General features: G+C 40.9%; 22 protein-coding genes. 15 read left to right on the top strand and 7 right to left on the bottom strand.

Features of this window, described 5'->3' with window-relative positions; genetic code table 11:
- Positions 1-249: 249 nt before the first annotated feature.
- On the bottom strand, positions 250-1377 hold the full coding sequence (locus ACFFIP_RS07230) for a TlpA family protein disulfide reductase (protein WP_382386920.1): 1128 nt from the start codon (positions 1375-1377) through the stop codon (positions 250-252).
- A 114-nt stretch (positions 1378-1491) separates the two neighbouring features.
- Here ACFFIP_RS07230 and ACFFIP_RS07225 point away from each other — a divergent pair, with 114 nt between their 5' ends.
- A complete protein-coding gene (locus tag ACFFIP_RS07225) occupies positions 1492-1908 on the top strand; it encodes a DoxX family protein (protein WP_382386919.1) in 417 nt (138 codons plus the stop codon).
- On the opposite strand, the gene recF is transcribed toward ACFFIP_RS07225, so the two are convergent.
- Entirely contained in the window at positions 1902-3011 is a 1110-nt protein-coding gene (gene recF, locus ACFFIP_RS07220; RefSeq protein ID WP_382386918.1) for a DNA replication/repair protein RecF, read from the bottom strand. The genes ACFFIP_RS07225 and recF overlap by 7 nt on opposite strands.
- 105 nt (positions 3012-3116) lie before the next feature.
- Here recF and pdhA point away from each other — a divergent pair, with 105 nt between their 5' ends.
- From pdhA to ACFFIP_RS07200, 4 genes are all read left to right on the top strand, one after another.
- Positions 3117-4136: a pyruvate dehydrogenase (acetyl-transferring) E1 component subunit alpha gene (gene pdhA / locus ACFFIP_RS07215; RefSeq protein WP_382386917.1), complete on the top strand. Its 1020-nt coding sequence runs from the start codon at positions 3117-3119 to the stop codon at positions 4134-4136.
- Positions 4137-4255: 119 nt separating this feature from the next.
- Entirely contained in the window at positions 4256-4966 is a 711-nt protein-coding gene (locus ACFFIP_RS07210; RefSeq protein WP_382386916.1) for a tetratricopeptide repeat protein, read from the top strand.
- Between the two features lie 80 nt (positions 4967-5046).
- Positions 5047-5523, top strand: a complete 477-nt coding sequence (gene ribH, locus ACFFIP_RS07205; protein ID WP_382386915.1) for a 6,7-dimethyl-8-ribityllumazine synthase — start codon at positions 5047-5049, stop codon at positions 5521-5523.
- A 68-nt stretch (positions 5524-5591) separates the two neighbouring features.
- Positions 5592-6911, top strand: a complete 1320-nt coding sequence (locus ACFFIP_RS07200) for an aspartate kinase (protein WP_382386914.1) — start codon at positions 5592-5594, stop codon at positions 6909-6911.
- 95 nt (positions 6912-7006) lie between these two features.
- Here ACFFIP_RS07200 and ACFFIP_RS07195 read toward each other — a convergent pair whose 3' ends face one another.
- The gene (locus ACFFIP_RS07195; RefSeq protein WP_382386913.1) at positions 7007-7513 is read right to left on the bottom strand and encodes a hypothetical protein; all 507 of its coding nucleotides are present in this window, start codon (positions 7511-7513) and stop codon (positions 7007-7009) included.
- 44 nt (positions 7514-7557) lie between these two features.
- On the bottom strand, positions 7558-8073 hold the full coding sequence (locus ACFFIP_RS07190) for a regulatory protein RecX (RefSeq protein WP_382386912.1): 516 nt from the start codon (positions 8071-8073) through the stop codon (positions 7558-7560).
- A 73-nt stretch (positions 8074-8146) separates the two neighbouring features.
- Between ACFFIP_RS07190 and tpiA the strand changes: the two genes are divergently transcribed.
- The 3 genes from tpiA (at position 8147) to ACFFIP_RS07175 (ending at position 9984) form a co-directional block, all read left to right on the top strand.
- Positions 8147-8908 carry a triose-phosphate isomerase gene (gene tpiA, locus ACFFIP_RS07185; RefSeq protein WP_382386911.1) on the top strand — a complete coding sequence of 254 codons (762 nt, stop codon included), beginning with the start codon at positions 8147-8149 and terminating at the stop codon, positions 8906-8908.
- A gap of 66 nt (positions 8909-8974) precedes the next feature.
- Positions 8975-9805, top strand: a complete 831-nt coding sequence (prmA, locus tag ACFFIP_RS07180; protein WP_382386910.1) for a 50S ribosomal protein L11 methyltransferase — start codon at positions 8975-8977, stop codon at positions 9803-9805.
- Positions 9802-9984, top strand: coding sequence for a hypothetical protein (locus ACFFIP_RS07175; protein WP_382386909.1), 183 nt, complete (start codon positions 9802-9804; stop codon positions 9982-9984). The genes prmA and ACFFIP_RS07175 overlap by 4 nt, the downstream gene beginning before the upstream one ends.
- An 89-nt stretch (positions 9985-10073) precedes the next feature.
- Here ACFFIP_RS07175 and ACFFIP_RS07170 read toward each other — a convergent pair whose 3' ends face one another.
- Positions 10074-12128 (bottom strand): alpha-L-fucosidase, encoded by a 2055-nt coding sequence (locus ACFFIP_RS07170; RefSeq protein WP_382386908.1) that lies wholly within the window; start codon positions 12126-12128, stop codon positions 10074-10076.
- 172 nt (positions 12129-12300) lie between these two features.
- On the opposite strand from ACFFIP_RS07170, the gene alr reads away from it, so the two are divergent.
- Entirely contained in the window at positions 12301-13455 is a 1155-nt protein-coding gene (gene alr, locus ACFFIP_RS07165; RefSeq protein WP_382386907.1) for an alanine racemase, read from the top strand.
- A gap of 209 nt (positions 13456-13664) precedes the next feature.
- The gene (locus tag ACFFIP_RS07160; protein ID WP_382386906.1) at positions 13665-14963 is read left to right on the top strand and encodes an aminotransferase class V-fold PLP-dependent enzyme; all 1299 of its coding nucleotides are present in this window, start codon (positions 13665-13667) and stop codon (positions 14961-14963) included.
- Positions 14964-15261: 298 nt separating this feature from the next.
- Here ACFFIP_RS07160 and ACFFIP_RS07155 read toward each other — a convergent pair whose 3' ends face one another.
- Positions 15262-15906 carry a plasmid pRiA4b ORF-3 family protein gene (locus tag ACFFIP_RS07155; protein WP_382386905.1) on the bottom strand — a complete coding sequence of 215 codons (645 nt, stop codon included), beginning with the start codon at positions 15904-15906 and terminating at the stop codon, positions 15262-15264.
- Positions 15907-15949: 43 nt separating this feature from the next.
- Positions 15950-17083, bottom strand: coding sequence for an amidohydrolase (locus ACFFIP_RS07150; protein WP_382386904.1), 1134 nt, complete (start codon positions 17081-17083; stop codon positions 15950-15952).
- Positions 17084-17275: 192 nt separating this feature from the next.
- Here ACFFIP_RS07150 and ACFFIP_RS07145 point away from each other — a divergent pair, with 192 nt between their 5' ends.
- The 5 genes from ACFFIP_RS07145 (at position 17276) to ACFFIP_RS07125 (ending at position 24167) form a co-directional block, all read left to right on the top strand.
- Positions 17276-17452, top strand: coding sequence for a hypothetical protein (locus ACFFIP_RS07145; RefSeq protein ID WP_382386903.1), 177 nt, complete (start codon positions 17276-17278; stop codon positions 17450-17452).
- Positions 17453-17700: 248 nt separating this feature from the next.
- Entirely contained in the window at positions 17701-18360 is a 660-nt protein-coding gene (locus ACFFIP_RS07140; RefSeq protein WP_382386902.1) for a pseudouridine synthase, read from the top strand.
- Positions 18361-18508: 148 nt separating this feature from the next.
- Positions 18509-19480 (top strand): AAA family ATPase, encoded by a 972-nt coding sequence (locus ACFFIP_RS07135; protein WP_382386901.1) that lies wholly within the window; start codon positions 18509-18511, stop codon positions 19478-19480.
- 188 nt (positions 19481-19668) lie between these two features.
- Complete coding sequence (locus tag ACFFIP_RS07130; RefSeq protein ID WP_382386900.1) at positions 19669-21171, top strand: beta-helix domain-containing protein; 1503 nt, start codon at positions 19669-19671, stop codon at positions 21169-21171.
- A 98-nt stretch (positions 21172-21269) separates the two neighbouring features.
- The gene (locus ACFFIP_RS07125) at positions 21270-24167 is read left to right on the top strand and encodes a TonB-dependent receptor (RefSeq protein WP_382386899.1); all 2898 of its coding nucleotides are present in this window, start codon (positions 21270-21272) and stop codon (positions 24165-24167) included.
- Positions 24168-24263 lie beyond the last annotated feature (96 nt).

The following is a 24263-nucleotide window of genomic DNA, read 5'->3' as shown; positions in this document are numbered from 1 at the left end:
TTGGGATATAATAGGTTTATCCATCCAGGTACTCAATCTTATCTTACTTATTCTAATTGCCTATGGAATCTTCAGGCTTTGGAATAAACTAATCAATAGTAAAAAGTTTTGATCAATGAAATTTATTTAATGTTACAAATTTTAGCTTTGAAAACTGGCTAATAGAAGAGTTCATTCAGTGAGTTACATTGATAAAATAAAGAGGTTGTCCCTAATCATAAGACAACCTCTATTTTTCATTTTTTATAACTATTTTAAACTTGAGAGGGCTTCATAAGCCTCATCACCCGGTCTAGGGGCATTTGGGCTGACAAGTTTATTGTCTTTGCCGATGATGAGGTATCTGGGTATTCCCCATACTTTGAAGTATTTCATGATTTCAGCATCAAAACCATTTCCTGCATAAAGGTGAACGCCCTTCATAGGGTTTTTGCTCAGGTAGTTTTTCCATGACTCCTCTTTGTCATCGATGGAAATGTACATGAGCACAATGTCTTCCCTGTCATTTAGTTTTTTCTCAAAAAATGGTGTTTTGGTTTTGAAGGTGTTGATACAGGGTCCGCACCAACTTGCCCAAAGGTCCAGGTAAATGATTTTATCCTTAAAATCCGCAAGGCTTACCTGTTTTCCTTCCAGGTCTACAAAAGAAAAATCCTGTACCAAGGCCCCTTCTCTCAGTTTTTCCAGTGAAACCAGGTTGGATTCCATATCCTGAATATGCGTGGAGTTAGGATAATCGGATTTATATTCAGCAGTCATCAATTCAATCTCGTTGATGCTTTTGTTCAGCATGGCCATTTCGTTGTTGATAAAGGCAGCTCTGAAAAGTTCTTTTCTGGGCTCTTCCTGTGAATTGATCAGGTTTTCCACATCGTTATTGGGCATGCCAAAGGGGATTCCCAAAGCGCCATGTAAGGTCATCACAATGGCTCTTGACAGGTCCTCGTTCAGAAACTGAATATCTTTTTCCAGTGCGAGTTCAGTGAAATAGGTATTGACAAAGGCTACTTTATCTTTTTGCTTTAAATCCTGATTTCTATCCATATACAGATCGCTTAGCTGAAGCAACATACTTTGTCCTACACTGAAAGCGTTTTTCTTTTCCTCTTCATTGAGCTTATTGGAATGCTGCTCAAAGTAGCCTCTAAGTTCCTGGTCCATTTCTTTACAGAAGGTGATATAGGCATCAGGTGCCGGCGCCTCTTCTACATCATAGAGCACAGCGGAAATTTTACCATATAGGTCGTTTTGAATCAGGTTTTGCAATCCTGCCATATATTCCATATAGCCCGATGAAGGGGCCTGTGCCCAGGAACTGAAGGCAAGGGTTAACATAAGGAAGGGTAGCATCAGTTTTTTCATAAAATAATGAGTCATTTTGGTGTTAGTTTTCCTATAATCTCTGCAATTAACAGTTTATTTTGGAAATCAGTTTGGATTTCTTTTTACATTTGAACAGATAAACCACAAGTAATTAAATTGATCTGAGAAATGAAAAAGCTTTTCTTCTCCACTTCACCCATCCTTTCTGATTTGGCGCTCTTGGTTATGCGGGTGGGCGTCTCTTTGATGATGTTGACACATGGCTGGCCAAAAATTGCTGAATTCAGCTCCAGGTTAGCTACTTTCAGAGATCCAATCGGACTTGGACCTGCTGTTTCCCTACAGGCTACCATATTCGCAGAGTTTTTCTGCTCTATACTTTTGGCCCTTGGCTTTATGAGCAGACTCGCCTTGATTCCTCTAATATTCACCATGACGGTGGTAACCTTTATTGTCCATGGGGAGGATCCTTTTTCTACACAGGAGAAGCCGCTCTTGTTTCTTTTGATATATGTAGCCTTGTTCCTATTGGGGCCAGGTAAATATTCAGTTGACGGTCAGATCAAGAAAAACAGAAATTATTGATTCCATAGAGAGACCTCCCCTTTCTCTATCATAAAAAATCTACTTTCTGCATCTATTGAAGATAATATTTCCTTCGAGCGTTCCGGCCTCGCATCGGTAATGAACAGTTGCCCAAACTGATGGTCGGCCACTAGGTTCATCAGCTTTTCCATTCGGTTATCGTCCAATTTGTCAAAGATATCATCGAGGAGCAAAATGGGTTTCGTCTTCTTATGGGTCTGGAAAATCTGGAACTGAGCCAACTTGAGGGCAATGACAAAGGATTTTTGCTGTCCCTGTGAACCAAATTTCCTAATGGGATAATCACTGATTTCAAAGACAAAGTCATCCTTATGAATGCCCATATTGGTGCGTTTAAGGATAAAATCCTTTTGGGCCATGGCTTTGAATTCTTCTTCGAGGCTTTTAGAAAGGCATTGGGTTTCATAGGTAATGCTGATATCTTCCTGATTGCCGGAAATTATGGCATAATATTGTTTGAGTAGGGGTTCATATTCCTCCAAAAACGCCTGTCTTGCCGCCGCGATCAATTTGGAAAGCTGAATGATTTCCCGGTCATAGGGTTCGATGAAGTTTTTGTCCCAGCGTCCTTTTTCTGCAAATTGTTTGACGAGGGCATTTCTCTGTTTGAGAAAGTGCTGGTACCTTACCAGGTTGTCCAGATAGGATTTATCCATTTGGCAGAGCATGTTGTCAAAAAACCTTCTGCGCTCCTCGCTGCCATCTTTGATCAAAGCGGTATCATCAGGGGCGATCATGACCACAGGCAAGAGGCCCACATGGTCACTCATTTTGTCGATTGCTTTACCGTTTTGGAGCAGTTGCTTTTTTTTGCCGCTTTCAAAAATGCACCTGATTTCTATTTCCTTGCCCTCCAGATTGAAATCTCCGAATACGGTAAAAAAATCTTTGTCGTGGAGGATATTCAGGTTGTCAACGCCATTGATGGCACTTTTGGTCAGGCAGAGGTAGTGGATGGCATCCAGGAGATTGGTTTTGCCGCTGCCATTGATGCCGACGAAGCAATTGATTTCCGGAGAAAACTGCACCTCAGCCTTGGGATAATTTTTGAATTGTTGCAGGCGTATATTTTTGAGGTGCATCTTGCAGAAACTGTGGGGTTTTTGACTATTTTCGCATTCGGCCTGATAATTCAGCCCATTTGATTATATTTGAGGCCAAATTTAGCATATTTTATATTAAACGATATGGCAAAGAAAAGTACTGCGACCAAAGCAAAAGCAAAATATTCAAAAGAAACTTATGCTTATTGGTACGAGAGCATGCTGTTAATGAGGAGATTTGAGGAAAAAGCAGGTCAACTGTATGGACAGCAAAAAATCCGTGGATTTTGTCACTTGTATATAGGTCAGGAAGCCTGTGCTTCCGGAGCCATTACAGCTTTGGAAAAAGACGACAAGTGGATTACCGCTTACCGTGACCATGCCCATCCACTAGGATTGGGAACAGATCCGGGAGCTATCATGGCGGAATTGTACGGGAAAGCTACCGGTACGACAAAAGGTAAAGGCGGCTCGATGCACATTTTTGACAAGGAAAGGAACTTCATGGGAGGCCACGGTATTGTAGGCGCTCAGGTTCCAATGGGCTTAGGTATTGGCTTTGCAGAGAAATATAGAGGAACTAAGAACCTTTGCATTTGCTACATGGGTGATGGTGCAGTGAGACAAGGAGCAGTACACGAAGCTTTCAATTTGGCTATGTTGTACAAAGTTCCGGTGATCTTTGTGATTGAAAATAACGGTTACGCCATGGGTACTTCTGTAGCGAGAACTTCTAATGTAACAGAGCTTTATACTATTGGTGAGTCTTATGACATGCCTTCTTTCCCTGTGGACGGGATGAATGTTGAAGCGGTACATGAAGCCGTTGCTGAAGCAGCAGAAAGAGCAAGAAAAGGAGATGGGCCGACTTTACTGGAATTCAGAACTTACAGGTACAAAGGCCACTCCATGTCTGATCCTCAAAAATATAGAACCCGTGAAGAGGTGGAGGAATACAAGCAGAAAGACCCAATCGAACAAGTTAAGGCAACGATTCTTGACAATAAAATCCTGACAGAGGAAGAAATTGCAGAAATTGATGCAAGAGTTAAAAAGCAGGTAGATGATTCTGTAAAATTTGCAGAGGAGTCTCCATGGCCTGATGGCATGGATGCTTTCAAAGAAGTCTATGTTCAGGAAGATTATCCATTTGTAATGGAATAAAAGGATAAATATTTAAAAATCAGCCATGGATATAAATGGATATATTCATGGCTGGTTTTTTTATTCATATTTGTGAATTAATTAAAAGCCTTATATTTGCGGGCGAAAAATTTTATAGAATGGCTAAGAAACAAAGCAAAAAAGCTCCTGAAGTAGAATACGAGCTTTTGGAAAAACCGGAAGAAATTGCAAGCAGGCTTGAAAGAGGTGAAGCTTTCGTAAAAAAGAATTCTAAAGTATTCGGTGGCATCTTGATCGCCGGTATTTTGGTGATTGCTGCAGTACTTTATTTCCAGATTGATAAGCAGAACAAAAATAAAAGAGCCCAAGGGGAAATGTTCCAGGCTGTTTATTACTTTGAGCAGGATAGTATCGATTTTGCCCTAAACGGAGATGGTTCCAACGTTGGCTTTTTGAAAATTGTGGATCAATACAGCGGTACAGAAGCTGCTAACCTGGCACATTTCTATATTGGATCCATTTATTTGTCTGATGGTAAATTCCAAGAAGCAGTTGATCATTTGAAGAAATTTTCTGCTGATGACTATTTTGTTCAGGCAAGAGCATTTGCTTTGTTGGGGGATGCTTATTTGGAATTGGGAAATACCAAAGAGGCCATTGCTGCCTATAAGAAGGCTGTTGACCACAAAGAGAATAAATTCTTTGCTCCAAGATATTTGAACAAATTGGCGGTAGCTTATGAAGAAGCTGGTGACATTCCCAACGCCATCAAAACCTACAGCATTATCGAAGACCAATATTTTGAGTCTTTCGAATATACAAACGCACGAAAGCATAAAGCGCGCTTGGAAGGCCTTGCCTCTAAGTAATGCTTTGTTGTATCCAAGCATTTAAAGAAGAGTAAGGCCTACGGTCTTACTCTTTTTGTTTTATATAAAAAATCCAAATTATGGCAACTTCATTGAAAAGCTTGAGCCAGTATACTGATAAAAACATACTGGACATCTCAAATAAAAAGTTCGGGATAGTCGTATCTGAATGGAACGATCAGGTTACGGAATCCTTATTTTCCGGAGCTTTGGACACTTTGTTGAAACATGGTGCCAAGAAAGATAACATTTACAGAAAGAATGTGCCCGGCTCGTTTGAGCTGACTTTGGGGGCACAATGGCTGGCTGAATTGGAAGAAATCGATGCCGTGATCTGCTTGGGTTGTGTCATCCAAGGTGAAACCAGACATTTTGATTTCATTTGCGATGCAGTGGCTCACGGGATTACCAATGTTGGGCTGAAATTCAACAAACCGGTCATTTTTGGAGTTTTAACGCCAAATACCATGCAGCAAGCTTTGGACAGGGCAGGAGGCAAACATGGCAATAAAGGAGATGAAGCGGCAATCACTGCAATCAAAATGCTGGGTTTCTGATCATCGATTTAATCTGATGAAAAATCAGAGAAGCAAGGAAGAAATCAAACCATTAAACCATACCCATTATGAAAATAATGAAGTTCGGGGGTACCTCAGTAGGTAAACCTGAGAGAATGCATCAGGTAAAAGACCTGATTACAAGAGATGATCAAAGGAAAATTGTGGTGCTTTCAGCCCTTTCCGGGACTACAAATGCCCTGGTAAGCATTGGGGAAGCTCTGGCTGATGCCAAAAAGGATTTGGCTAAGGAAAGAATTGACAGTCTCCATCAGCATTACCTTACTTTTTATAAGGAGTTGCTGACAACAGATGCTGCAAGGTCAAAAGCAGAAAACATCATCAAAGAACACTTTGAGTTTCTGAATATCATTTTGAAAATATCCTTTAATGAGGCCATCAACAGGGATATTCTGGCACAGGGAGAGCTGCTTTCTACGAAGTTATTTTACACCCTTTTGCAGGAATTGGGTATCGAAGCAGTATTTCTTCCTGCTTTGGATTTCATGAGTATTGATGAGAATTCAGAGCCCGAACTGAAAAAAATAGCCGAAAAATTGAAGTTAATTCTGGCCAACTATCCTGGAGAGCGGATTTTTGTCACCCAAGGCTATATCTGTAAAAACCACCGCAATGAGGTAGACAACCTCAAAAGAGGAGGTTCAGATTATTCGGCTTCACTTATCGGTGCAGCGATCAACGCTGATGTGGTAGAGATTTGGACAGATATTGACGGGATGCACAATAATGACCCTAGGGTGGTGGAAAAGACCAGGCCAATTGCCCAGCTTTCATTTGATGAGGCAGCTGAATTGGCTTATTTCGGCGCTAAAATCCTGCACCCTGCCTCTATTTGGCCAGCACAGCAATATAATATTCCGGTTAAGCTTCTGAATACTATGGAGCCTGATGCAGCAGGTACGACTATTACAGGGAAAGAACAAGGAACAGGTGTTAAGGCATTGGCTGCTAAGGATGGCATTACAGCTATCAAAATCAAATCCAGTAGGATGCTATTGGCTTATGGTTTTCTAAGAAAGGTATTTGAGGTCTTTGAGAAATACAAGACCTCTATCGATATGATCACCACTTCTGAAGTGGCAGTTTCAGTGACTATTGATGACCTTAGTCACTTGGCTGAAATCGTAAAAGAATTAGAGGCTTATGGCTTGGTAGAAGTGGATAAAAATCAGACTATCATTTCTGTGGTCGGTAATATGATTGCAGAGTCTGAAGGTACCTTGGCCAAAATTATGAATAGCTTGAATGCTTATCCGATCAGAATGGTGTCTTATGGTGGTAGCCGTCATAATGTGTCTTTACTCTTGGACGCTCAGTTTAAAAATAATGCCCTCAAAAGCCTGAATGAAGGACTTTTTGAATGGTAACGTAAGCTTGTTAAAGGATTAAAGGAATAGAAAAAAGAAAGCTGGATGTCTTTATCACATCCAGCTTTTATGTTTTTAAGAAAGATTTGCTCTGGTTATGCAGTTTTCAATAGTTTCAGCTCTCCCTTTCTTTTGACGATTTTTAGGTCAAAGTATTGATTGATAAAAGCTTTGCAATGATTCTCAGACCATTCTGCTCTTGATTCTGTATCGAAAAGCAAAGTCATCCTCAACATGTTTTTCACATAGGATTCGTGCATGCCCAATTCTCTTACCCAAGCTAAAACCTGCTCTGACCAATCTTCCTGGAATTTGTCAAAATGGGTTCTGCCATCAAAAAGTAATTCCAACTGGTTGTCTCCGTTTTTATATCGGTATATTCCGCACAACTGCCTGTAGATCAATCGGATTCTGTCTTTAGGGAATTCGTAAGTGTCCAGAATCTTACCAAAGGTCTCATCCATCAACATCAAGGGATTGTAAAGCTGTGTATAGGACCTTTTAAGTTCAAAAACCATCATTTCCAATAGGTTATCTTCCATGACAGTCTGGGCCTGTCTCAAAATATAATTTTTGTCAAGAGGAAATAACTTTTGAATCATATGGGGAACAAATATTTCGCAAATTACGCTATTCCTTTCAAAAATTAAATATTCTGCCTTGAAATCATCTCTTCGAGGGCATTTTGTATCATGTCAGTTTCAAAGCCACGGCTCATTAAGTATTGCTGGGTTTTATATTTCTTTTTGAAAAGATCAGTATCCTTGACCGATAGCCATTTTTTTTCGGCTTGATGGATCAGCAATTCCCAATATTCTTCAGGGTCGATTTCTTTCATGCCGGATTTGATACAGTTAGGGCTAATTTTCCGCAATTTCAGCTCTTGCAGGATCTTTATTCTGCCCCATTTCTTCAGCCTGTATTTTCCCCTTACAAAAGCCTGCGCAAACCTTTCTTCATTCAAAAAACCTTCTTCTATCATCAAGGCAATCAGATCTTCTGCCTGCGTACCGTATATTCCTTTTTCCGTTAATTTATTCCTCACCTCTTCCTGACATCTTTCCTGATAAGCACAATAAGCCGCTATTTTTATTTTAGCTTCTTGTAAGGACCAGTACTTTTTCGGCTGTTCAGGGTTATATTCTTTTCGTGGGTAGGACATTTTATGTAATTTTAGCCCAAAGTAACTTTACCGGTTATTTTTTTCAAATCTAATCATCAAACCATTAAACACCATGCGTAAAAAAATTGTAGCAGGAAACTGGAAAATGAACTTGAATTTCGATGAGGGGCAAAAACTTACCTCTGAGATTGTCAATATGTTAAAAGATGAAAATGTAAAGGATGTGAGTGTTGTGCTCAATCCTCCGTTTCCACATTTGTATCCAGTTAAAAAACTGATTGGAGACACCCCTAACTTGTATTTGGGTTCACAAAACTGTTCCGACAAGGCTTCAGGCGCTTACACTGGAGAGACTTCTGCCGGAATGCTTGCTTCCTTCGGCGCAAAGTTTGTCATTTTGGGGCATAGTGAAAGAAGAGAATATTTCAAGGAGTCAAATGAATTATTGACCGCTAAGACCAAGCAGGCCCTAGAAAATGGCTTGACGCCAATTTTCTGCTGTGGAGAGCCACTTGAGATCAGGGAAGCAGGAACACATGAAGCATACGTGACACAGCAGTTGACAGAAAGCCTTTTTGGATTCAGCCCTGAAGAAATGTCCAAAATTGTGATTGCGTATGAGCCAATTTGGGCGATAGGAACAGGGAAGACAGCTTCCTCGGAGCAGGCACAAGAAATGCACGCTGCCATAAGAAAGCACTTGGGCAGTAAGTTCGGTCAAGAATTGGCCAATAATATCTCCATTCTTTACGGGGGTAGCTGTAATCCATCTAATGCACAAGAAATATTCTCCAAGCCGGATGTTGACGGAGGTCTGATCGGTGGCGCTTCCCTGAAATCCAGGGATTTTGTGGAGATTGTAAAATCATTTTAATTGACAAATATCTAAGGGAGGCAGTCATAGCACTGCCTCTCTTTCCTTTTAACTATCCTACAATAAATGGAATACCTGGAATTTAAATTTTCCTGCTCAGAACCTTTCCGAGAGATTTTGATAGCAGAGTTGGCAGAAGTTGGTTTTGACTCTTTTCTGGAAACGGACGAGGGCTTTGATGCTTATATCCAAGAGGATCTTTTTGAAAGGGCTTCCTATCAGGAAGTGCTTGAACAATATCAAGAAGCGGCTTCTTTGAATGTTTCAGAAGGGAAAATGGCCAAGGTTAACTGGAATGAGGAGTGGGAAAAGCATTATGATCCCATTATCGTGAGGGACCAGGTGTATGTCAGGGCTTCTTTTCATCCGGAACAACCGGACTTCAAATATGAAATCCTGATCAATCCGAAAATGTCCTTTGGGACAGGACATCATGCCACCACTTATCTAATGATTTCCCACCAACTGGAATTGGATCACCAAGGAAAAAGAGTTTTGGATATAGGTGCAGGAACAGGCATTCTGGCCATTATGGCCCATAAACTTGGAGCAGCGCATATAGAGGCATTTGATATCGATGAGTGGTGTGTCGAAAATGGGGATGAGAACTTTAACCTCAATGGCATGTCTGATGTTAGAATGGGTAAAGGCACTGTCAGAGATGTTCGTCCACAGGGGGAATTTGATATTGTCCTGGCCAATATCAACAAAAATGTGTTGTTAGACGAAATGGAAGTTTATAGTTCTTTGGTCAAGAAGGGAGGAAATCTCTTGCTTAGCGGATTTTATGAACATGACATTACGGATATTGTAAAGAAAGCCAATGAATTTGGCCTAGACTTGATCAATCAAAAAACGAAAGATAACTGGGCTGCTTTGGTCCTGAAAAAGCTATGAATGAATTAATTATTTACGGGATTGTCTTCCTCTTGCTGATAGGCCATACCTTGTTGGCTGCTAAGATGTATAAAGCTGTTCATGAAGATCAATCTTTGAGTATGTTGGAAAAGAATAACTGGAAGTTAAAGGCTCTGATTTTTCCCGGTTACTTTTGGGGAAAGTATAAGAACAAATAATAAAATGAAAAGCTCCTGATATTTAGAAATCAGGAGCTTTTTTGATAACACCAATCCAAGAGCTATTTGAAGTATCTTGAATAAGGGTTCTAATCTATGGTGATGACCCCAATTTCAGCGAATGATGCGGCTTGATTATCTGTGGTTCCCAGTGATTTGAGTTTGACATATCTTGCCTGCGCATCTTCAAAGCGTATCATCTGTTCAATAGGGTTATTGTGGATATTGGGAAATTCTCCCTTTGCTCTTTCTGTCCAGGTTTTGCCATCCATGCTACTTTGGAAGGAGTATTTTGAAATGACTCCCCGCATGAAACGGTTTTGGGGCGGCAGATAGGTGAAGCCTTTGATGTGGATAACTTCACCCAGATCGACTGTCAGCTCCTGATTATTGGATGACCAAAAAGTTGAAGGATCCTCATCTATGGCTTTGGCTGCGTCCGTCTCAGTGTGGATAACTTTCCATTGGGCTTTGGCAATGTCCAGGTCTTTTACAAAAACCTCACTGCTTTTGCCCGAAGAAGGATCGTAGCTGATAGCATTTAACCTAACAGGTTTGTCGATCTTAATTGGGTTTTCGTATTGATTACTTTGGCTATCCGGTATGCTACCATCAAGGGTATAGTAGATATCCACACTTTTTTCAGGAATTGATAAGGAGACAGTACCAGATTGGTCTCTTCTGAAGAAAGGTTCTGTGATGAGCTTAGGAGCAAGATACGCCGCTAATCTGGAAAAAGTCGGACTTGCTTTGGCGTCTAAAATGGTAAATCTCAGTTCGTCTGTTTCCACCTCATCAAACCTCAATATACGCTTGGTGCCAATTGTACTCCCTTTGTGGATAAGTTGCCAGCCATTTTGGGTTTTGGCTTCTAATGTAAACTCCTTGATCCTTTGTCCCAATGCAATATGTTCTTGTGCTAAAAATCGGTTAATGTCCTGTTTTTGTGGGAATTTAATCAGAATTTCATTGTGGATAACTCCGTCTTCGGCTGCCCAATACTTGTTTTTATCTTCCTTCAAAACTTGGCTTATTTCAAAACCTCTTCCTCTTTCATTGGATGCACTCAGTTTGGCTTTTTGTACAAAATCCACCGCAAAATCCTCCTTGATTTTTGTGGATAACTTCATGATCTGTTCCACATCTTTTTCATGGATAAGTCCTCTTCGGTCTACAGGGAAGTTGATCAGCAGCGAGGCATTCCTGCCAATGCTGTTGTAATAGATGTCCAGTAGTTGGGGAAGGGTTTTTACCTTATGGTCTTCATAGGCGTGGTAATACCATCCTGGCCTGATCGATACATCGGCTTCAGCAGGCACCCAATGGGTTCCGTTTTCCTGCCCACTGGCATATTTTTCAGGATATTCCGGCATACCGGCATAAACCGAATCCCGCATCAGATTCGACCAGGTAGTTTCATAAGCAAAACCCTCTTCATTGCCTACCCATCTCACGTCTGGTCCGCCATCGCTGAACATTACGGCTTTTGGCTGAAGCTCCCTGACCAAAGCATAAGTCTTTGGCCAATCATAATAAGTCAACTTATCCACAAAACGGTTTTCATTGGCGCCACCGTAATAGCCTGTGCCGCCATTTGCCCCATCAAACCATACTTCGAAGATGTCCCCATAATTGGTAAGCAACTCTTTCAATTGGTTTCTCATATAGCTGATATACTCTGGGGTACCATAAGCTGCGTGGTTTCTGTCCCAAGGGGAGTAATAGATACCCATTTCAAGACCGTATTCGTCACAAGCCTCCCTCAATTCTCGGATCAGGTCACCTTTACCCTCCTTCCAAGGAGAATTTTTTACCGAATGCTCTGTATAGGCTGATGGCCATAGGCAGAAGCCGTCATGGTGTTTGGCTGTGATGATGATTCCTTTCATGCCGGCATCTTTGACCACCTTGGCCCATTGTCGGGTATCCAGTTCGGTAGGATTGAATTGCTCTGGACTTTCGTCCCCCATGCCCCATTCCATATCCGAGAAAGTATTCATGTTGAAATGTACAAAGGCATAATATTCCAGGTCATGCCAGGCTAATTGGCTTTCTGAAGGAATAGGATAAACGGGTTCGGGCGGTGGCACTTCCGTGCTGTTACAGGAAAATAAAAGGACAAAAGGAATGAGGTATTTTTTCATGGTTTTGGGATTTCTATCCCGATAATAACGATTTTTAATCATACAGTAAATTTCCCCAATAATCCATCTGGCAAAAAGTGAAGAAAGGGAAGGAATTGGCCAAAGCAGTATTGATCGGTAAGAAGAGAGTGAAAAATTAGGTTAACAGTTTGAATCTTATAATTTGCAGCGTATGAAGCATACTTCTTATATAGAAATCAGCAAAAGCGCCTATACAAAAAATATAGAATTTTTAAGAAAGGAAATTGGCCCCAAAACAGCTTTGTCCGTGGTGGTGAAGGGGAATGCCTATGGGCATGGGATTGAAAACATTGTGCAAATAGCAGAGGAAAATGGTGTTAGGCATTTTTCCACATTTTCTGCAGATGAAGCACTGCGTGTGTGCAATGTGAGCAAACACCATAGTGAAGTGATGATCATGGGCATGCTGCATCATGATGACCTGGAGGAATTGGTCCGGAAAGGCATCAATTTTTATGTGTTTGAGTTTGCCCGACTTGAGGCGGCGATTGCAGTTGCCAAAAAACTTGGGATAAAGGCCAAAGTTCATGTTGAAGTAGAGACAGGTTTTCACCGGACCGGTTTTGAATGGGAAGACAGGGAATGGTTGGCCAAGCTGTTGCAGGACAATCTTGAGTTTTTAGAGTTGAAGGGACTCTGTACACATTATGCGGGGGCAGAAAGTATCAGTAACTATGTGCGGGTGCGAAAACAGATTAAATTGTTCAAAAAATTCAAAGCTTGGTTTGATGATCAGGATATAGACTTCGAAAAATGCCATACTGCCTGTTCAGCGGCTACGCTCCTGTATCCCGATACCAAAATGGATATGGTAAGGATAGGAATTGCTTCTTATGGATTTTGGCCGACACAGGAAACTTATATGTATAGGTTCCAATCATTGCCGGCCAATAATAAAAATCCCTTAAGACGGTTGATTTCCTGGAAAAGTACCATCATGAACACCAAGGCAGTTAAGATGGGAGATTTTATTGGCTATGGCTCCAGTTATATGGCCCCTCGTGATATGACCATTGCTTTGGTGCCCGTGGGTTATGGGCATGGTTATAGCAGGATGTTGAGCAATCAAGGAAAAGTGTTGATTGGGGGAATGATTGTGCCGGTGGTGGGAACTGTGACGATGAACAGTGTCGCGGTGGATGTCACTGATCTGGAAAAGGTGCAACAGGGAGATGAAGTGGTCATCATTGGGAGTCAGGGTGATAAAGAGATTACCATTGCTTCTTTCGGAGAATCTTCCCAACAGGTCAATTACGAATTATTGACCCGCTTGCCTCAGGATATACCGAGATGGGTTGTGGAGTGAAACATTTTGATGATTACCTATGAATAGGTTTCCCCAATAAATAAAGCTTGTTTCCTCCATTACCTTTGATTTTTCCCATTTCCCATTGGTAATGATCATCTGACAACATTTATTTACCACTCAAAACAAATGATAATAGCAACATGGTTTTCTAAGAACTATTTAGCAACTTATTAGCTGATTACCCAATAAATCTACCTGATTCAGTTATGAATGCCTCAGAAAACAGAAGATCTTTCATTAAGAAAGCCAGTGCCCTTGTAGGTGCTTTTTCCATCCACAGCATATTTAATGAATTACATGCCACTACGTGGCAAACTTTGGATGATTCTTATTCAGATTGGAGCCCTGTTGATTTGGCCAGTAATGAGGATTATTGGTCAGTAATCCAACAGGGGTATTCTGCCAGTTCTTCTCCTATCATTATCCTGAATAATGGTGGTGTTTCCCCTAGTCCTATAGTGGTGCAGCAAGCTGTGGAACGCTACAATCAAATGACCAATCAGGGGCCGTCTTATTACATGTGGCAGATTTTAGATCAGGGAAGGGAAAGGGTGAGGGAAGGATTGGCCAAGTTGGGAGGTTGTTCTCCTGAAGAGGTTGCCATCAACCGGAATGCTACAGAGGCTTTGGTTACAGTCATTTATGGTTTGGACCTCAAAAAGGGAGATGAAGTGATCGGCAGTACCCAAGATTACCCCAACATGATGCAAGCTTGGCAGCAGCGTGCTTTACGGGAGGGGATTGTCTATAAGCAGTTGACCTTTGATTTCCCCATGGAAAATGATGATGAAATTGTGGAGAAATACCGAAAAGCCATCACTCCAAAAACCAAAATTCTTCATTTGACCCATGTGGTCAATTGGAACGGACAGATCATGCCTGTCAAAAAGATTTCCCGGATGGCACATCAACACGGTATAGAGGTCATAATTGATGGGGCACATTCATTTGGATTGTTGGATTTTAATATTCCGGATCTTGAAGGGGATTATTTTGGTACCAGTCTCCATAAATACCTTTCCGCACCAATTGGCAGCGGGATGCTGTGGATCAGGAAGGAGAAAATCAGTAAAGTGTGGCCTCTTGTCTGTGCAGGAGATCCCCAAAGTGATAATATCCGAAAGTTTGAAAATCTGGGAACGAGAAGTTTTCCCATTGAGCAGGGCATAGGAGAAGCCTTAAATTTCCACAATGCGATAGGAACCAAACGGAAAGAAGAAAGGGTGAGGTATCTGAAGGATTATTGGGCCAAAAAGGCAATAGAGATTCCAGGTGTTCAAATCCACACTTCATTTCACCCAAGTTATAGCTGTGCACTGGCCGGAGTTTCTGTTGATGGGCTGACTCCTGCAGAACTGAGCAGTAAACTCATGAGTCAGTATAAAATCCATACTACTTCCATCTCCTTGGGTAATATCCAATGTGTGCGGGTTTCTCCGCATGTTTATACTAAGATTTCAGATTTGGACAGATTGGTGGCTGCTCTTGGGAAAATAGCGGGTTAGAAATTAGAAAAATGATTGGAAATAAAACCCCGTAAAATTATGGGATTTTAGGGTTTTATCATTTTGGGAGTTTCAGAAAAAATATTGATCAAAAAATTCAAGTTGGAATATTGAGACAATGAACTTTTGAAACCCCATGGTGTAAGAGGATCTTATAACAATGGACATACTAGTATTGCCTATCATGGCAAAGGTCACCTTTTCCAAAGTTCAGATATCCTATTAACGTTTAATTTTAGAGATGATTTAACTTTGGAAAAGTTTTAATTTAATGGATTGTCTAAAGGGTATTGATTACTCAATCCTCATCCTCATCAACCCATTCATTCCAAAGCAAATCCAAATTGTCGCTGATTTCTTCTACATCCACATTTTCGAAATCGATTTTTTTCTTCCCCTTGATTCCCAGCCATTCTCTATAGTTTTTATACTCAGGATGCTTGGGTTCGTTGATGGCTTCTACAAGCTGGGCAAATCCCCAAGGACCTCCACAGTCCTCTGGTGGACAAAGTCCTGCCGCCTCAGTACATAGAGGTGTATCGCCATAATATTCGGCCAAATCCTTTTGGGTTGCTTTTTGAATCGATATCTTATGCCACCAGTCATCCCCAAAGTCATACCAGTACCAGAAGGTTTTTCCATCTGTATGCTCTAAAAATTCCATTAGCGACAATTCTCCTGCATCAAACGATTCAGCATCGTTCCCCCACAAATCATTCTCATCTATATCATTTTGTACCCTGATTTTAGACTTACCTTTCTTATCGCTGAACTCGTAAAGGTGACAATTTTCCCAGCCCATAGCGACTTGTATGATCAAGTGAAGCTCATCCATGTTGATATCAGCAGGGATCAAAACCTTCCTGTAAATAGGGAATGGCATATTCTCAAGGTTGATCTTCATCTTTATTGGAAGAGGATTCAATGGAATGATTTTGGTCATGGTCAATTTTTTAAGGATTTGTATTCTTAAGAATTAGCTTTCTTTATGTATGTAACAAATGTACAATTTCCGCAAACATTCCCACACCTGTCGGAATCAGTTCATCCGGAAAGTCAAAATTGGGTTCATGCAGTTGGGGCTGTTTCTTTCCTGAACCTAGACCGAACAGCAGTGTCTTGGTATGGATTGAGAAAAGACCAAAATCTTCTGACCATCTGAAAGGTATGCGGATATGTTTGGTTTTTAATCCCAGTTTTTTGGCAGCCTCATTACCGAAGTCCCAAGCTTCAGGATCATTGTGTGTGGCGGCAAAGGTTTCGGTGTAACTGAAGGAAACCTCTAAACCATATTCCTTGGCAATCTGCTGGCAGAGTTTTTCGGCATAAGTGACCAATAGGTCTCTGGTCTCATTTTCATAAGCCCTGAGCGTAGCCCTGACAGTGGCTTCTCCTGGAGTGGTACCAAAGGCAATTTCCCCTAATTGGGCATGAATCACGGTGACCAAGGTAAATTTTTTCATCGCATCTGGCAATCTTTCCAATGCAACTATGGTCTTGGCCATGGCTTCAGCAGGGGAGTTTCCTGCTTCAGGATGTGCGGAATGGGAATTTCGGCCTTTATATTGAATGATCATGCCCGTAGAAGCAGCAGCGAAAGGTCCTTTCTTCAAGACAATCTGATTGGTTTCATAATTGGGCAGATTGTGGAGGGCAAAAGCAAAATCAGGCTGCAGTTGCCCATATTCAGGGTCTTCTAAGACCGCTTTGGCTCCTTCTCCCGTTTCTTCAGCTGGTTGGAACAATAAGATCACTTTTCCTTTTATCGGTCGGTTTTTTGAAAGTTCTATGCCCAGGCCTGAAATAATGGCCATATGTCCATCGTGCCCGCAGACATGGGACTTGCCAGGAAATGTGCTGATGTATTTGATGTCATTTTCTTCTTTGATGGGCAAGCCGTCCAACTCGCAACGGAACAGGGAAGTGGGGCCACTTTCTTTTCCTTCAAAAATAAAGGCCAATCCTGTGCCTCCTAAGCCTTTGATGGTTTTGTCAGGTTTGATTCCCTTAAAAAACTCCAGTACCCTTTTAGCGGTTTCTTTTTCTTCTCCGGAAAGTTCGGGGTATTGGTGTAAGGTTTTTCTGAATTCCGAAAGCTGTTTCAAGGTTGTCTTGTCCATGATAAGGCTTGGTTAAAGTAAGGATTACGGGGTAATTCCCCCAAAAACATCTAAAAATAAGACAAAGTAAACTGGCATATCGTTCCGTTGATGTACTTTTTCTGAAAATTAATCTCTCTGAATGCCTTATGTTTAAAAAATTCCCAGAACTTTTTTATATTCAGAACTGCTAACCCTATAAACCATTTGAAAATGACAGCAGAACAAAAAAATGCCATCGAACAGGAAATTGAAAAGTTAAGATCCACCTTGACAGGGGATATGTTTCAGGACATGGATACCAGGGATATGATCCATAACCTTGAAATGCAATTGAAGGGAGTGAAGCCTATGGACAGTCATTTTGATTGTATTGGCTGTGGAAGTTAAGAGTAAAACACATCAAAATCTCTAAAGGGTCATGCTGTAGATCAAATCTGACACAGCATGACCTTTTTTATTTGGTATCCTTACCGCTTTTAGGGTTCATGCCCGAGTTGTTGACTAAGGAATTGGCAAATACTATTTTTACAAAAGGGATTCATATGAAATCTAAACGTAATGGGATTTGTATCTATTGGCTAATTTTTATCAAATTTGTCCAACATACATGGTGCTGAAAATCTAATTTCTCTTTTATGTCCTTTCGTTATTTTGTGATTTATAAGCCATTTGGGATTCTCAGTCAGTTTAGCGGTGAACAGGATACGCTAAAAGAGCTGGGTCAATTTCCCAAAGAAGTATATCCTGTGGGCCGTTTAGATAAGGACAGTGAAGGCTTGCTTTTGATTACAGATGACAAAGCCCTGAACAATTATCTGCTGCATCCAACTTTTGGACACAAAAGAACTTATTTGGCGCAAGTGGAGGGGGTGCCTACGGAAGATGCTTTGAAGCAATTGGAATCAGGTGTGGAAATTAATGTGGATGGGAGAATGTACCGAACCAAAAGAGCTTTGGCTAAGAAGCTGGAAGATTCACCAGCGCTGCCGGAAAGGAATCCTCCGATCAGGTATAGAAAATCAGTCCCTGATAGTTGGATACAGTTATCCTTAATAGAAGGGAAAAACAGACAGGTAAGAAAAATGACTGCAGCGGTAGGCTACCCAACTCTTCGATTGGTGAGGTGGTCTATGGAAAATCTGACAATAGAGGGATTTGCTGTAGGTGAAGTAAGGGAATTTGAAAAAGAAGAACTATACCAGCTGCTCAATGTGACAGAAAGGAAGATAGAAAATACCAAAAGGTCCGGAGAAAGGAAATCTTTTTCAATTTCTGCCCTTAAAAAAAGGCGATAAATGTTAATAATTCTTACCATTTATCAAGAAGCAAAAGTGGAAATTGGCATAAAGGCGATTTTGTTCTAATTTAGCCGGATAGCTGTACGCCTTATTAGTTTTACTGTACACTTAAAACACAACTTCAGAATAATAATCAAGATATTCCATGCATAAGGAAAAGATCCATCAAGTAATAGAAGAGGTCAAGAAAGTAGTAGTTGGACAGGACCGAATGATCAACCGCTTGTTGATCGGACTTTTTACCAATGGGCACATCTTATTGGAAGGTGTTCCGGGTTTGGCCAAAACTTTGACTGTAAATACTTTGGCAAAAGTATTGCACCTCGACTTTAAGAGGATTCAGTTTACACCTGACCTTTTGCCTTCAGATTTGATCGGTACAATGATATATAATCAACAAGAGGCAAGTTTTGAAGTGAAGAAGGGACCAATTTTCGCCAATATTATCTTGGCGGATGAGGTCAACCGATCTCCTGCAAAGGTACAATCTGCGCTATTGGAGGCCATGCAGGAAAAGCAGGTAACTATTGGAGAGACTACCTTTCAATTGGACAGGCCTTTCTTGGTGTTGGCTACTCAGAACCCTGTTGACCAGGAAGGTACTTATCCACTTCCTGAAGCACAGGTAGACCGTTTTATGATGAAAGTGCATATCGATTATCCGAGCAAGGCTGATGAAATGGAAGTCATGCGCAGAATGGCCAATATGCAATTCAGTTCAGAAGTGCAGGCCATCCTTTCCAAAGAGGATATTTTTGCTATCCGTACGGCTATCAATGAAGTCAAGATTGCAGAGCCATTGGAAAACTATATTATAGAATTGGTTTTTGCGACCAGATTTCCAGAAAAATACGGATTGAAGGAAGAAGCCAAGTACATCCAATTCGGTGTTTCTCCTAGGGCAAGTATCAACCTAAACCTAGCTTCAAGAGCAATGGCTTATATGGAAGGTAGGGATTACGTGTTGCCCGAAGATATAAAAGCCGTGGCTGAAGATGTGTTGAACCATAGGATTATTCTCAATTATGAGGCAGAAGCAGACAATGTAAGTACTCGTGACTTGGTTAGGATATTTTTGGACAAAATCCCAATTAACAAAAGCGTAACATTAAAATAGGGCATAAATTACTCTTAAACAGATTTTTATTTGGTAACAGCCATTACAGTATTAATTTATTGTAATGGCTGTTTCTTTTTTGGCTTAAGAGGTTAATGAATTGATAATTTTTTTGACCCTCTCAATTAACATTAGGTGGCGACTTTTGTAGCGGTAATTATACAACCGCTAAACTAAACGTCATTAAAATGAAAAAAATTACTTCCATGCTTCTGATGCTTGTAGCAGCAGTGGTAGTGTTCACAAGTTGTGGTGAAGATGAAGAACCAAACAGACCGGTTACCATTTCAGGTATTCCGGCAACGGCAACAATTGCTGCTGGAGGAACAGTAGGTCCTGTTACAGCCAATATTTCAGCACCTGATGGTTTGTTGAGCTTGACTGTAAGAAAAGATGGATCTGCGTTGGAGACTAAGAACTTTAACGGAGAAACTTCTGCTACTTATGATTTCACTTATACAGCTGTAGCAGAAGATGCTGGTAAGAATTTGGTTTTTGAATTCGCAGCAGCCGATAGAAATGGTGATGTGGCAACTGTAACCCATGTATTGACAGTAGGGGCTGAGGAAACTACGGTAAGAATAGCAGCAAATATTACAGGTAAAGTTACCTGGACTGCCAATAAGACATATATCCTCGGAGGAAGAATATTTGTCTTGGACGGAGCTGAGTTAACTATCGAGCCAGGTACTATTATCAAAGGTGAGGTTGGTTCAGGGCCTAATGCAACTGCATTGATCGTAGCAAGAGGCGGTAAAATCTTCGCTGAAGGTACTGCTGAGAAGCCAATTATTTTCACTTCTATCGCTGATGAAATTGAATCAGGCATGATTGCCAGTCCAAACTTGGAGCCAACTATCAATGGTTTATGGGGTGGCTTGATCGTATTGGGTAGGGCTCCAGGGTCTTTCGCTGGAGATGTAACTGAAGTTCAGATTGAAGGTATTCCAGCTTCCGATGCAAACGGTAGATATGGAGGTAATGATCCTGAGGATAATTCCGGTATCATCAAATTCATTTCCATCAGACATGGTGGCGCCAATATCGGTGAAGGAAACGAAATCAATGGCTTGACACTTGGAGGCGTAGGTTCTAAAACTATCATTGAAAACGTAGAAGTTATCGCCAACCAAGATGACGGAATCGAATGGTTCGGTGGAACTGTAAGTGTAAAGAATGCGATCGTTTGGAATTCAGGTGATGATGCCCTTGACACTGACCAGGCTTGGTCTGGAACATTGGACAATTTCATAGTAGTATGTGGTACTGAAACAGACCATGCTTTGGAAATTGACGGTCCAGAAGGTTCTTTACTTGGAGCCCATACATTGAAAAATGGTACTGTAAAAGGTTCTGCAGCTGCTGAATTAGCTGATTTCAGAGACGGTGCAAGAGGTACATTTGAAAATATATACTTCTTTGGTTTCCCTGATCCTGCTACTTCAAGCGGAAGAGGAGACTTCTCATTGAGTGGTGACAAGACCTTGGCAACTTTTGCCGGTGGATCTTTGGTCTTCAACAAACTTGAAGTAACCAGTCCTGCAGGAGTGGCCTTGACGACTGTTTTCAGAAATGGAACAGACGCTCACGCTGCAGAAGTAGCTGCTGGTGCAAATACAGTTGGAGCAACTAAATCAGCTTTTGCTGGATGGTCTTGGACTGCGGTTGCTGGTAACCTTGATGACATGTAATAACAAGAATTAATAAAGTGCCCAGAAGAGGTCAGGTTAACCTGATCTCTTCTTTTAGATTTTTTCAACTCAATAACAATATTCAAACGCTGTACAAAATGAATATCAAACAATCTAAGAATCTATTGCTGATTCTATTTGCTTTCACCATGATTTTCATTGTTCCCGGAAATGCCCATGCGCAAAAAGGAACGATTAGAGGGTCCATATTTGATGCAACCAACGGCGAGCCGCTTTTTGGCGTATCCGTACTTGTGGTAGAAACCCAGACTGGTGCAGTCACCGATTTCGATGGGGATTTCACAATCCAGGTTGATCCAGGGACTTACAGTCTTAAGATTTCCTTTATTTCCTACAATTCCATTGAGATTGGAAATGTTGAGGTTACAGCAGGAAAAGTAACGCTATTAGAAAACATCAAAATGGAGGAATTCACTTCTGACTTAGAGACAGTAGTAGTTTCTGCCGAGGCAATCAGGACCACTGAAGCCGCTTTGATGTCCGTAAAAAGAAATGCCCCTAACCTTTTGGACGGTATATCCAGTTCTACATTTAGACAAATTGGTGATGGGGATGCCGCTTCTGCCATCAAAAGAGTCACTGGAGTATCAGTGGAAGGCGGAAAATATGTATACATCAGAGGTTTGGGAGACAGGTATACCAAGACCATTTTGAATGGTGTGGAAGTCCCTGGATTGGATCCTGACAGAAACACCATCCAAATGGATATCTTTCCTACCAATGTGATAGATAACATTATCGTATCCAAATCTTTTTCAGCTGAATTGCCAGCGGATTTTACCGGTGGGGTTGTGGATATTGAAACCAAGGATTTCCCAGAAGAAAAAACCATGGTGGTCAATGTCTCCGGAGGATATAATCCTAGCATGCATTTTAATCAAAACTCACTTGCCATCGAAGGTGGAAAAACTGATTGGCTTGGCTTTGATGATGGAACCAGAACTATTCCTACCAAAGGCGTTCAGGAAATTCCTCAATTTGGAGAAGTTATCGGCAATCCTAACAGTGAAAAAGGTCAGATTTTCCAAAATGTCTTGAGGAATTTCAATCCTGTTTTGGGAGGTACCAGACAGACAAGCCCTATGGATTTTGGATTAGGATATTCTTTGGGGAATCAATTCCAGATCAGAAATAAAAAAATCGGCTACAACCTCGCTTTGACTTATAGAAATGAAACCGAGTTTTTTAAGGATGCAGAATTTAACTTGTTTGGCAAGCCAAGGAATGCGACAGACTTCAACTTGGAAGCCTTGGAGCAATCCAAAGGTGATTACACGGTTAATAATGTGTTATTGGGAGGTGTTTTTGGTTTGGCTTATAAATCAGATTTCTCCAAAATCAAGTTGAATTTCCTAAGGTTACAAAGTGGTGAATCAAAAGTCGGTCAGTTCTATTTCATCAATACCAATTTAGGAGCAGAGTTTGAAGCGGATCAATATAATATTGAATATAGCCAAAGGGCTATGAGCAACGTATTGCTTAGTGGTAGTCATTTCCTTAAAGGAAATAAATGGCAGGTCAACTGGAAATTGTCGCCAACTCTTTCTACTATCGAAGATCCAGATGTGAGAATTACCCGTTTCCGAGTTCCTACCAATACCATAGGTACAGAGGTAGGTCTTCCAACAAGGATTTGGAGATCTCTGGAAGAGCAGAACCTATTTGGAAATATGGATATTTCTGACAACTATACGTTATTTGGTCAAAGTGCCAAGTTGAAATTTGGAGGTGCTTATGTCTATAAAAACAGGGATTTCCTGATTCAGGACTTCCAGTTCCCGGCAGGTAGCACCACATTCAATGGAGATCCTAACCAAGTGTTATTAGAGGAGAATTTATTCTCTGCTGACAATAGAAATGGAATCAGGTATGACCCAACATTTATCCCAATCAATCCAAATCAGTATAATTCCAACCTGACCAATTATGCAGGATATGTTTCCAATGAGTTTAATCCATTGAAAAACCTGAAAGCTATCCTGGGATTGAGAATTGAAAAATATACACAATTCTATACCGGTACCAACCAGACAAATACCATTGTATTTGATAATGATAAAGTGCTGGATGATTTAGACTTCTTCCCTACTTTAAACTTGGTTCAGGCTATGGGGAGCAATCAAAATCTTAGATTTGCGGCTTCTAGAACAATCGCGAGACCTTCTTTCAAAGAATTGTCATTTGCAGAAATTTTGGATCCGATTACCGGTAGGTCCTTTATTGGTTCACTCTTCCCTGAAACGACTGAAGGTGGAACAGAGGTGTTGTGGGATGGCAATCTTCAATCTACAAGGATCAACAACTTTGACTTGCGATGGGAAAAGTTTATGAAGAGGAGTGAAATTTTCTCCCTGAGTCTTTTCTATAAGTCTTTTGACAAACCTATCGAGATGGTTCAGTTCCTTTCTGATCCTGGAGCATTCCAACCAAGAAACGTAGGTAATGGATCAGTTCTTGGTGTTGAACTGGAATTGCGTAAATCATTAGATATCATCGCACCTAGTTTGGAGAACTTTTTCTTCAATGCTAATTTGACCTTGGTGGAATCAAAAATTCAAATGTCTGAATCTGAATTTAGATCCAGACAGCTATCTGCAAGAGAAGGAGAGACCGTTTCCAGAACCAGGCAAATGGCAGGTCAGGCACCTTATATCATCAATACAGGACTTTCTTATAATAATGTGATTTCCGGAATAGAAGCTGGTCTATTCTACAATGTCCAAGGTGGAACCCTGAATTATGTAGGTTTCGGAAACAGGACAGATACTTATACAGTGTCTTTCCATTCCTTGAATTTCAACATCAATAAAACCTGGGGTAAATCTGAAAGACTTCAAACATCCCTTAATGTTACCAATATCTTGGATGATTATAGAGAAGAAGCATTTAGGATGTACAATGCTGAAGATGAGATTTTCACCAGACTTCGACCAGGAAGAAGAGCTTCTTTGAGAATAAGGTACTCAATTTGGTAAGCTCAGGCATATAAAGTGATAAGGCCTCCCTAATCTTTAGGGGGCTTTTTTTTTGATTTAATGTTACCAAATTGTTAACTTAGCTTAACAAACGGG

This window comes from Fontibacter flavus, from assembly GCF_042432905.1.
GTDB lineage: Bacteria > Bacteroidota > Bacteroidia > Cytophagales > Cyclobacteriaceae > Fontibacter > Fontibacter flavus.
The sequence above is the reverse complement of the archived record's forward strand: the minus strand, read 5'-3'. Positions and strand labels throughout refer to the sequence as shown.

What these genes read in the sequence shown, in the direction of transcription:
- ACFFIP_RS07135 (WP_382386901.1), top strand. Translation starts at nt 18,509, where the DNA reads ATGCATAAGGAAAAGATCCATCAAGTAATAGAAGAGGTCAAGAAAGTA.
- prmA (WP_382386910.1), top strand. Translation starts at nt 8,975, where the DNA reads ATGGAATACCTGGAATTTAAATTTTCCTGCTCAGAACCTTTCCGAGAG.
- ribH (WP_382386915.1), top strand. Translation starts at nt 5,047, where the DNA reads ATGGCAACTTCATTGAAAAGCTTGAGCCAGTATACTGATAAAAACATA.
- ACFFIP_RS07150 (WP_382386904.1), bottom strand. Translation starts at nt 17,083, where the DNA reads ATGGACAAGACAACCTTGAAACAGCTTTCGGAATTCAGAAAAACCTTA.
- recF (WP_382386918.1), bottom strand. Translation starts at nt 3,011, where the DNA reads ATGCACCTCAAAAATATACGCCTGCAACAATTCAAAAATTATCCCAAG.
- ACFFIP_RS07175 (WP_382386909.1), top strand. Translation starts at nt 9,802, where the DNA reads ATGAATGAATTAATTATTTACGGGATTGTCTTCCTCTTGCTGATAGGC.
- ACFFIP_RS07140 (WP_382386902.1), top strand. Translation starts at nt 17,701, where the DNA reads ATGTCCTTTCGTTATTTTGTGATTTATAAGCCATTTGGGATTCTCAGT.
- ACFFIP_RS07125 (WP_382386899.1), top strand. Translation starts at nt 21,270, where the DNA reads ATGAATATCAAACAATCTAAGAATCTATTGCTGATTCTATTTGCTTTC.
- ACFFIP_RS07155 (WP_382386905.1), bottom strand. Translation starts at nt 15,906, where the DNA reads ATGACCAAAATCATTCCATTGAATCCTCTTCCAATAAAGATGAAGATC.
- ACFFIP_RS07230 (WP_382386920.1), bottom strand. Translation starts at nt 1,377, where the DNA reads ATGACTCATTATTTTATGAAAAAACTGATGCTACCCTTCCTTATGTTA.
- ACFFIP_RS07195 (WP_382386913.1), bottom strand. Translation starts at nt 7,513, where the DNA reads ATGATTCAAAAGTTATTTCCTCTTGACAAAAATTATATTTTGAGACAG.
- ACFFIP_RS07225 (WP_382386919.1), top strand. Translation starts at nt 1,492, where the DNA reads ATGAAAAAGCTTTTCTTCTCCACTTCACCCATCCTTTCTGATTTGGCG.
- ACFFIP_RS07160 (WP_382386906.1), top strand. Translation starts at nt 13,665, where the DNA reads ATGAATGCCTCAGAAAACAGAAGATCTTTCATTAAGAAAGCCAGTGCC.
- pdhA (WP_382386917.1), top strand. Translation starts at nt 3,117, where the DNA reads ATGGCAAAGAAAAGTACTGCGACCAAAGCAAAAGCAAAATATTCAAAA.
- ACFFIP_RS07130 (WP_382386900.1), top strand. Translation starts at nt 19,669, where the DNA reads ATGAAAAAAATTACTTCCATGCTTCTGATGCTTGTAGCAGCAGTGGTA.
- tpiA (WP_382386911.1), top strand. Translation starts at nt 8,147, where the DNA reads ATGCGTAAAAAAATTGTAGCAGGAAACTGGAAAATGAACTTGAATTTC.
- ACFFIP_RS07170 (WP_382386908.1), bottom strand. Translation starts at nt 12,128, where the DNA reads ATGAAAAAATACCTCATTCCTTTTGTCCTTTTATTTTCCTGTAACAGC.
- alr (WP_382386907.1), top strand. Translation starts at nt 12,301, where the DNA reads ATGAAGCATACTTCTTATATAGAAATCAGCAAAAGCGCCTATACAAAA.
- ACFFIP_RS07200 (WP_382386914.1), top strand. Translation starts at nt 5,592, where the DNA reads ATGAAAATAATGAAGTTCGGGGGTACCTCAGTAGGTAAACCTGAGAGA.
- ACFFIP_RS07210 (WP_382386916.1), top strand. Translation starts at nt 4,256, where the DNA reads ATGGCTAAGAAACAAAGCAAAAAAGCTCCTGAAGTAGAATACGAGCTT.
- ACFFIP_RS07190 (WP_382386912.1), bottom strand. Translation starts at nt 8,073, where the DNA reads ATGTCCTACCCACGAAAAGAATATAACCCTGAACAGCCGAAAAAGTAC.
- ACFFIP_RS07145 (WP_382386903.1), top strand. Translation starts at nt 17,276, where the DNA reads ATGACAGCAGAACAAAAAAATGCCATCGAACAGGAAATTGAAAAGTTA.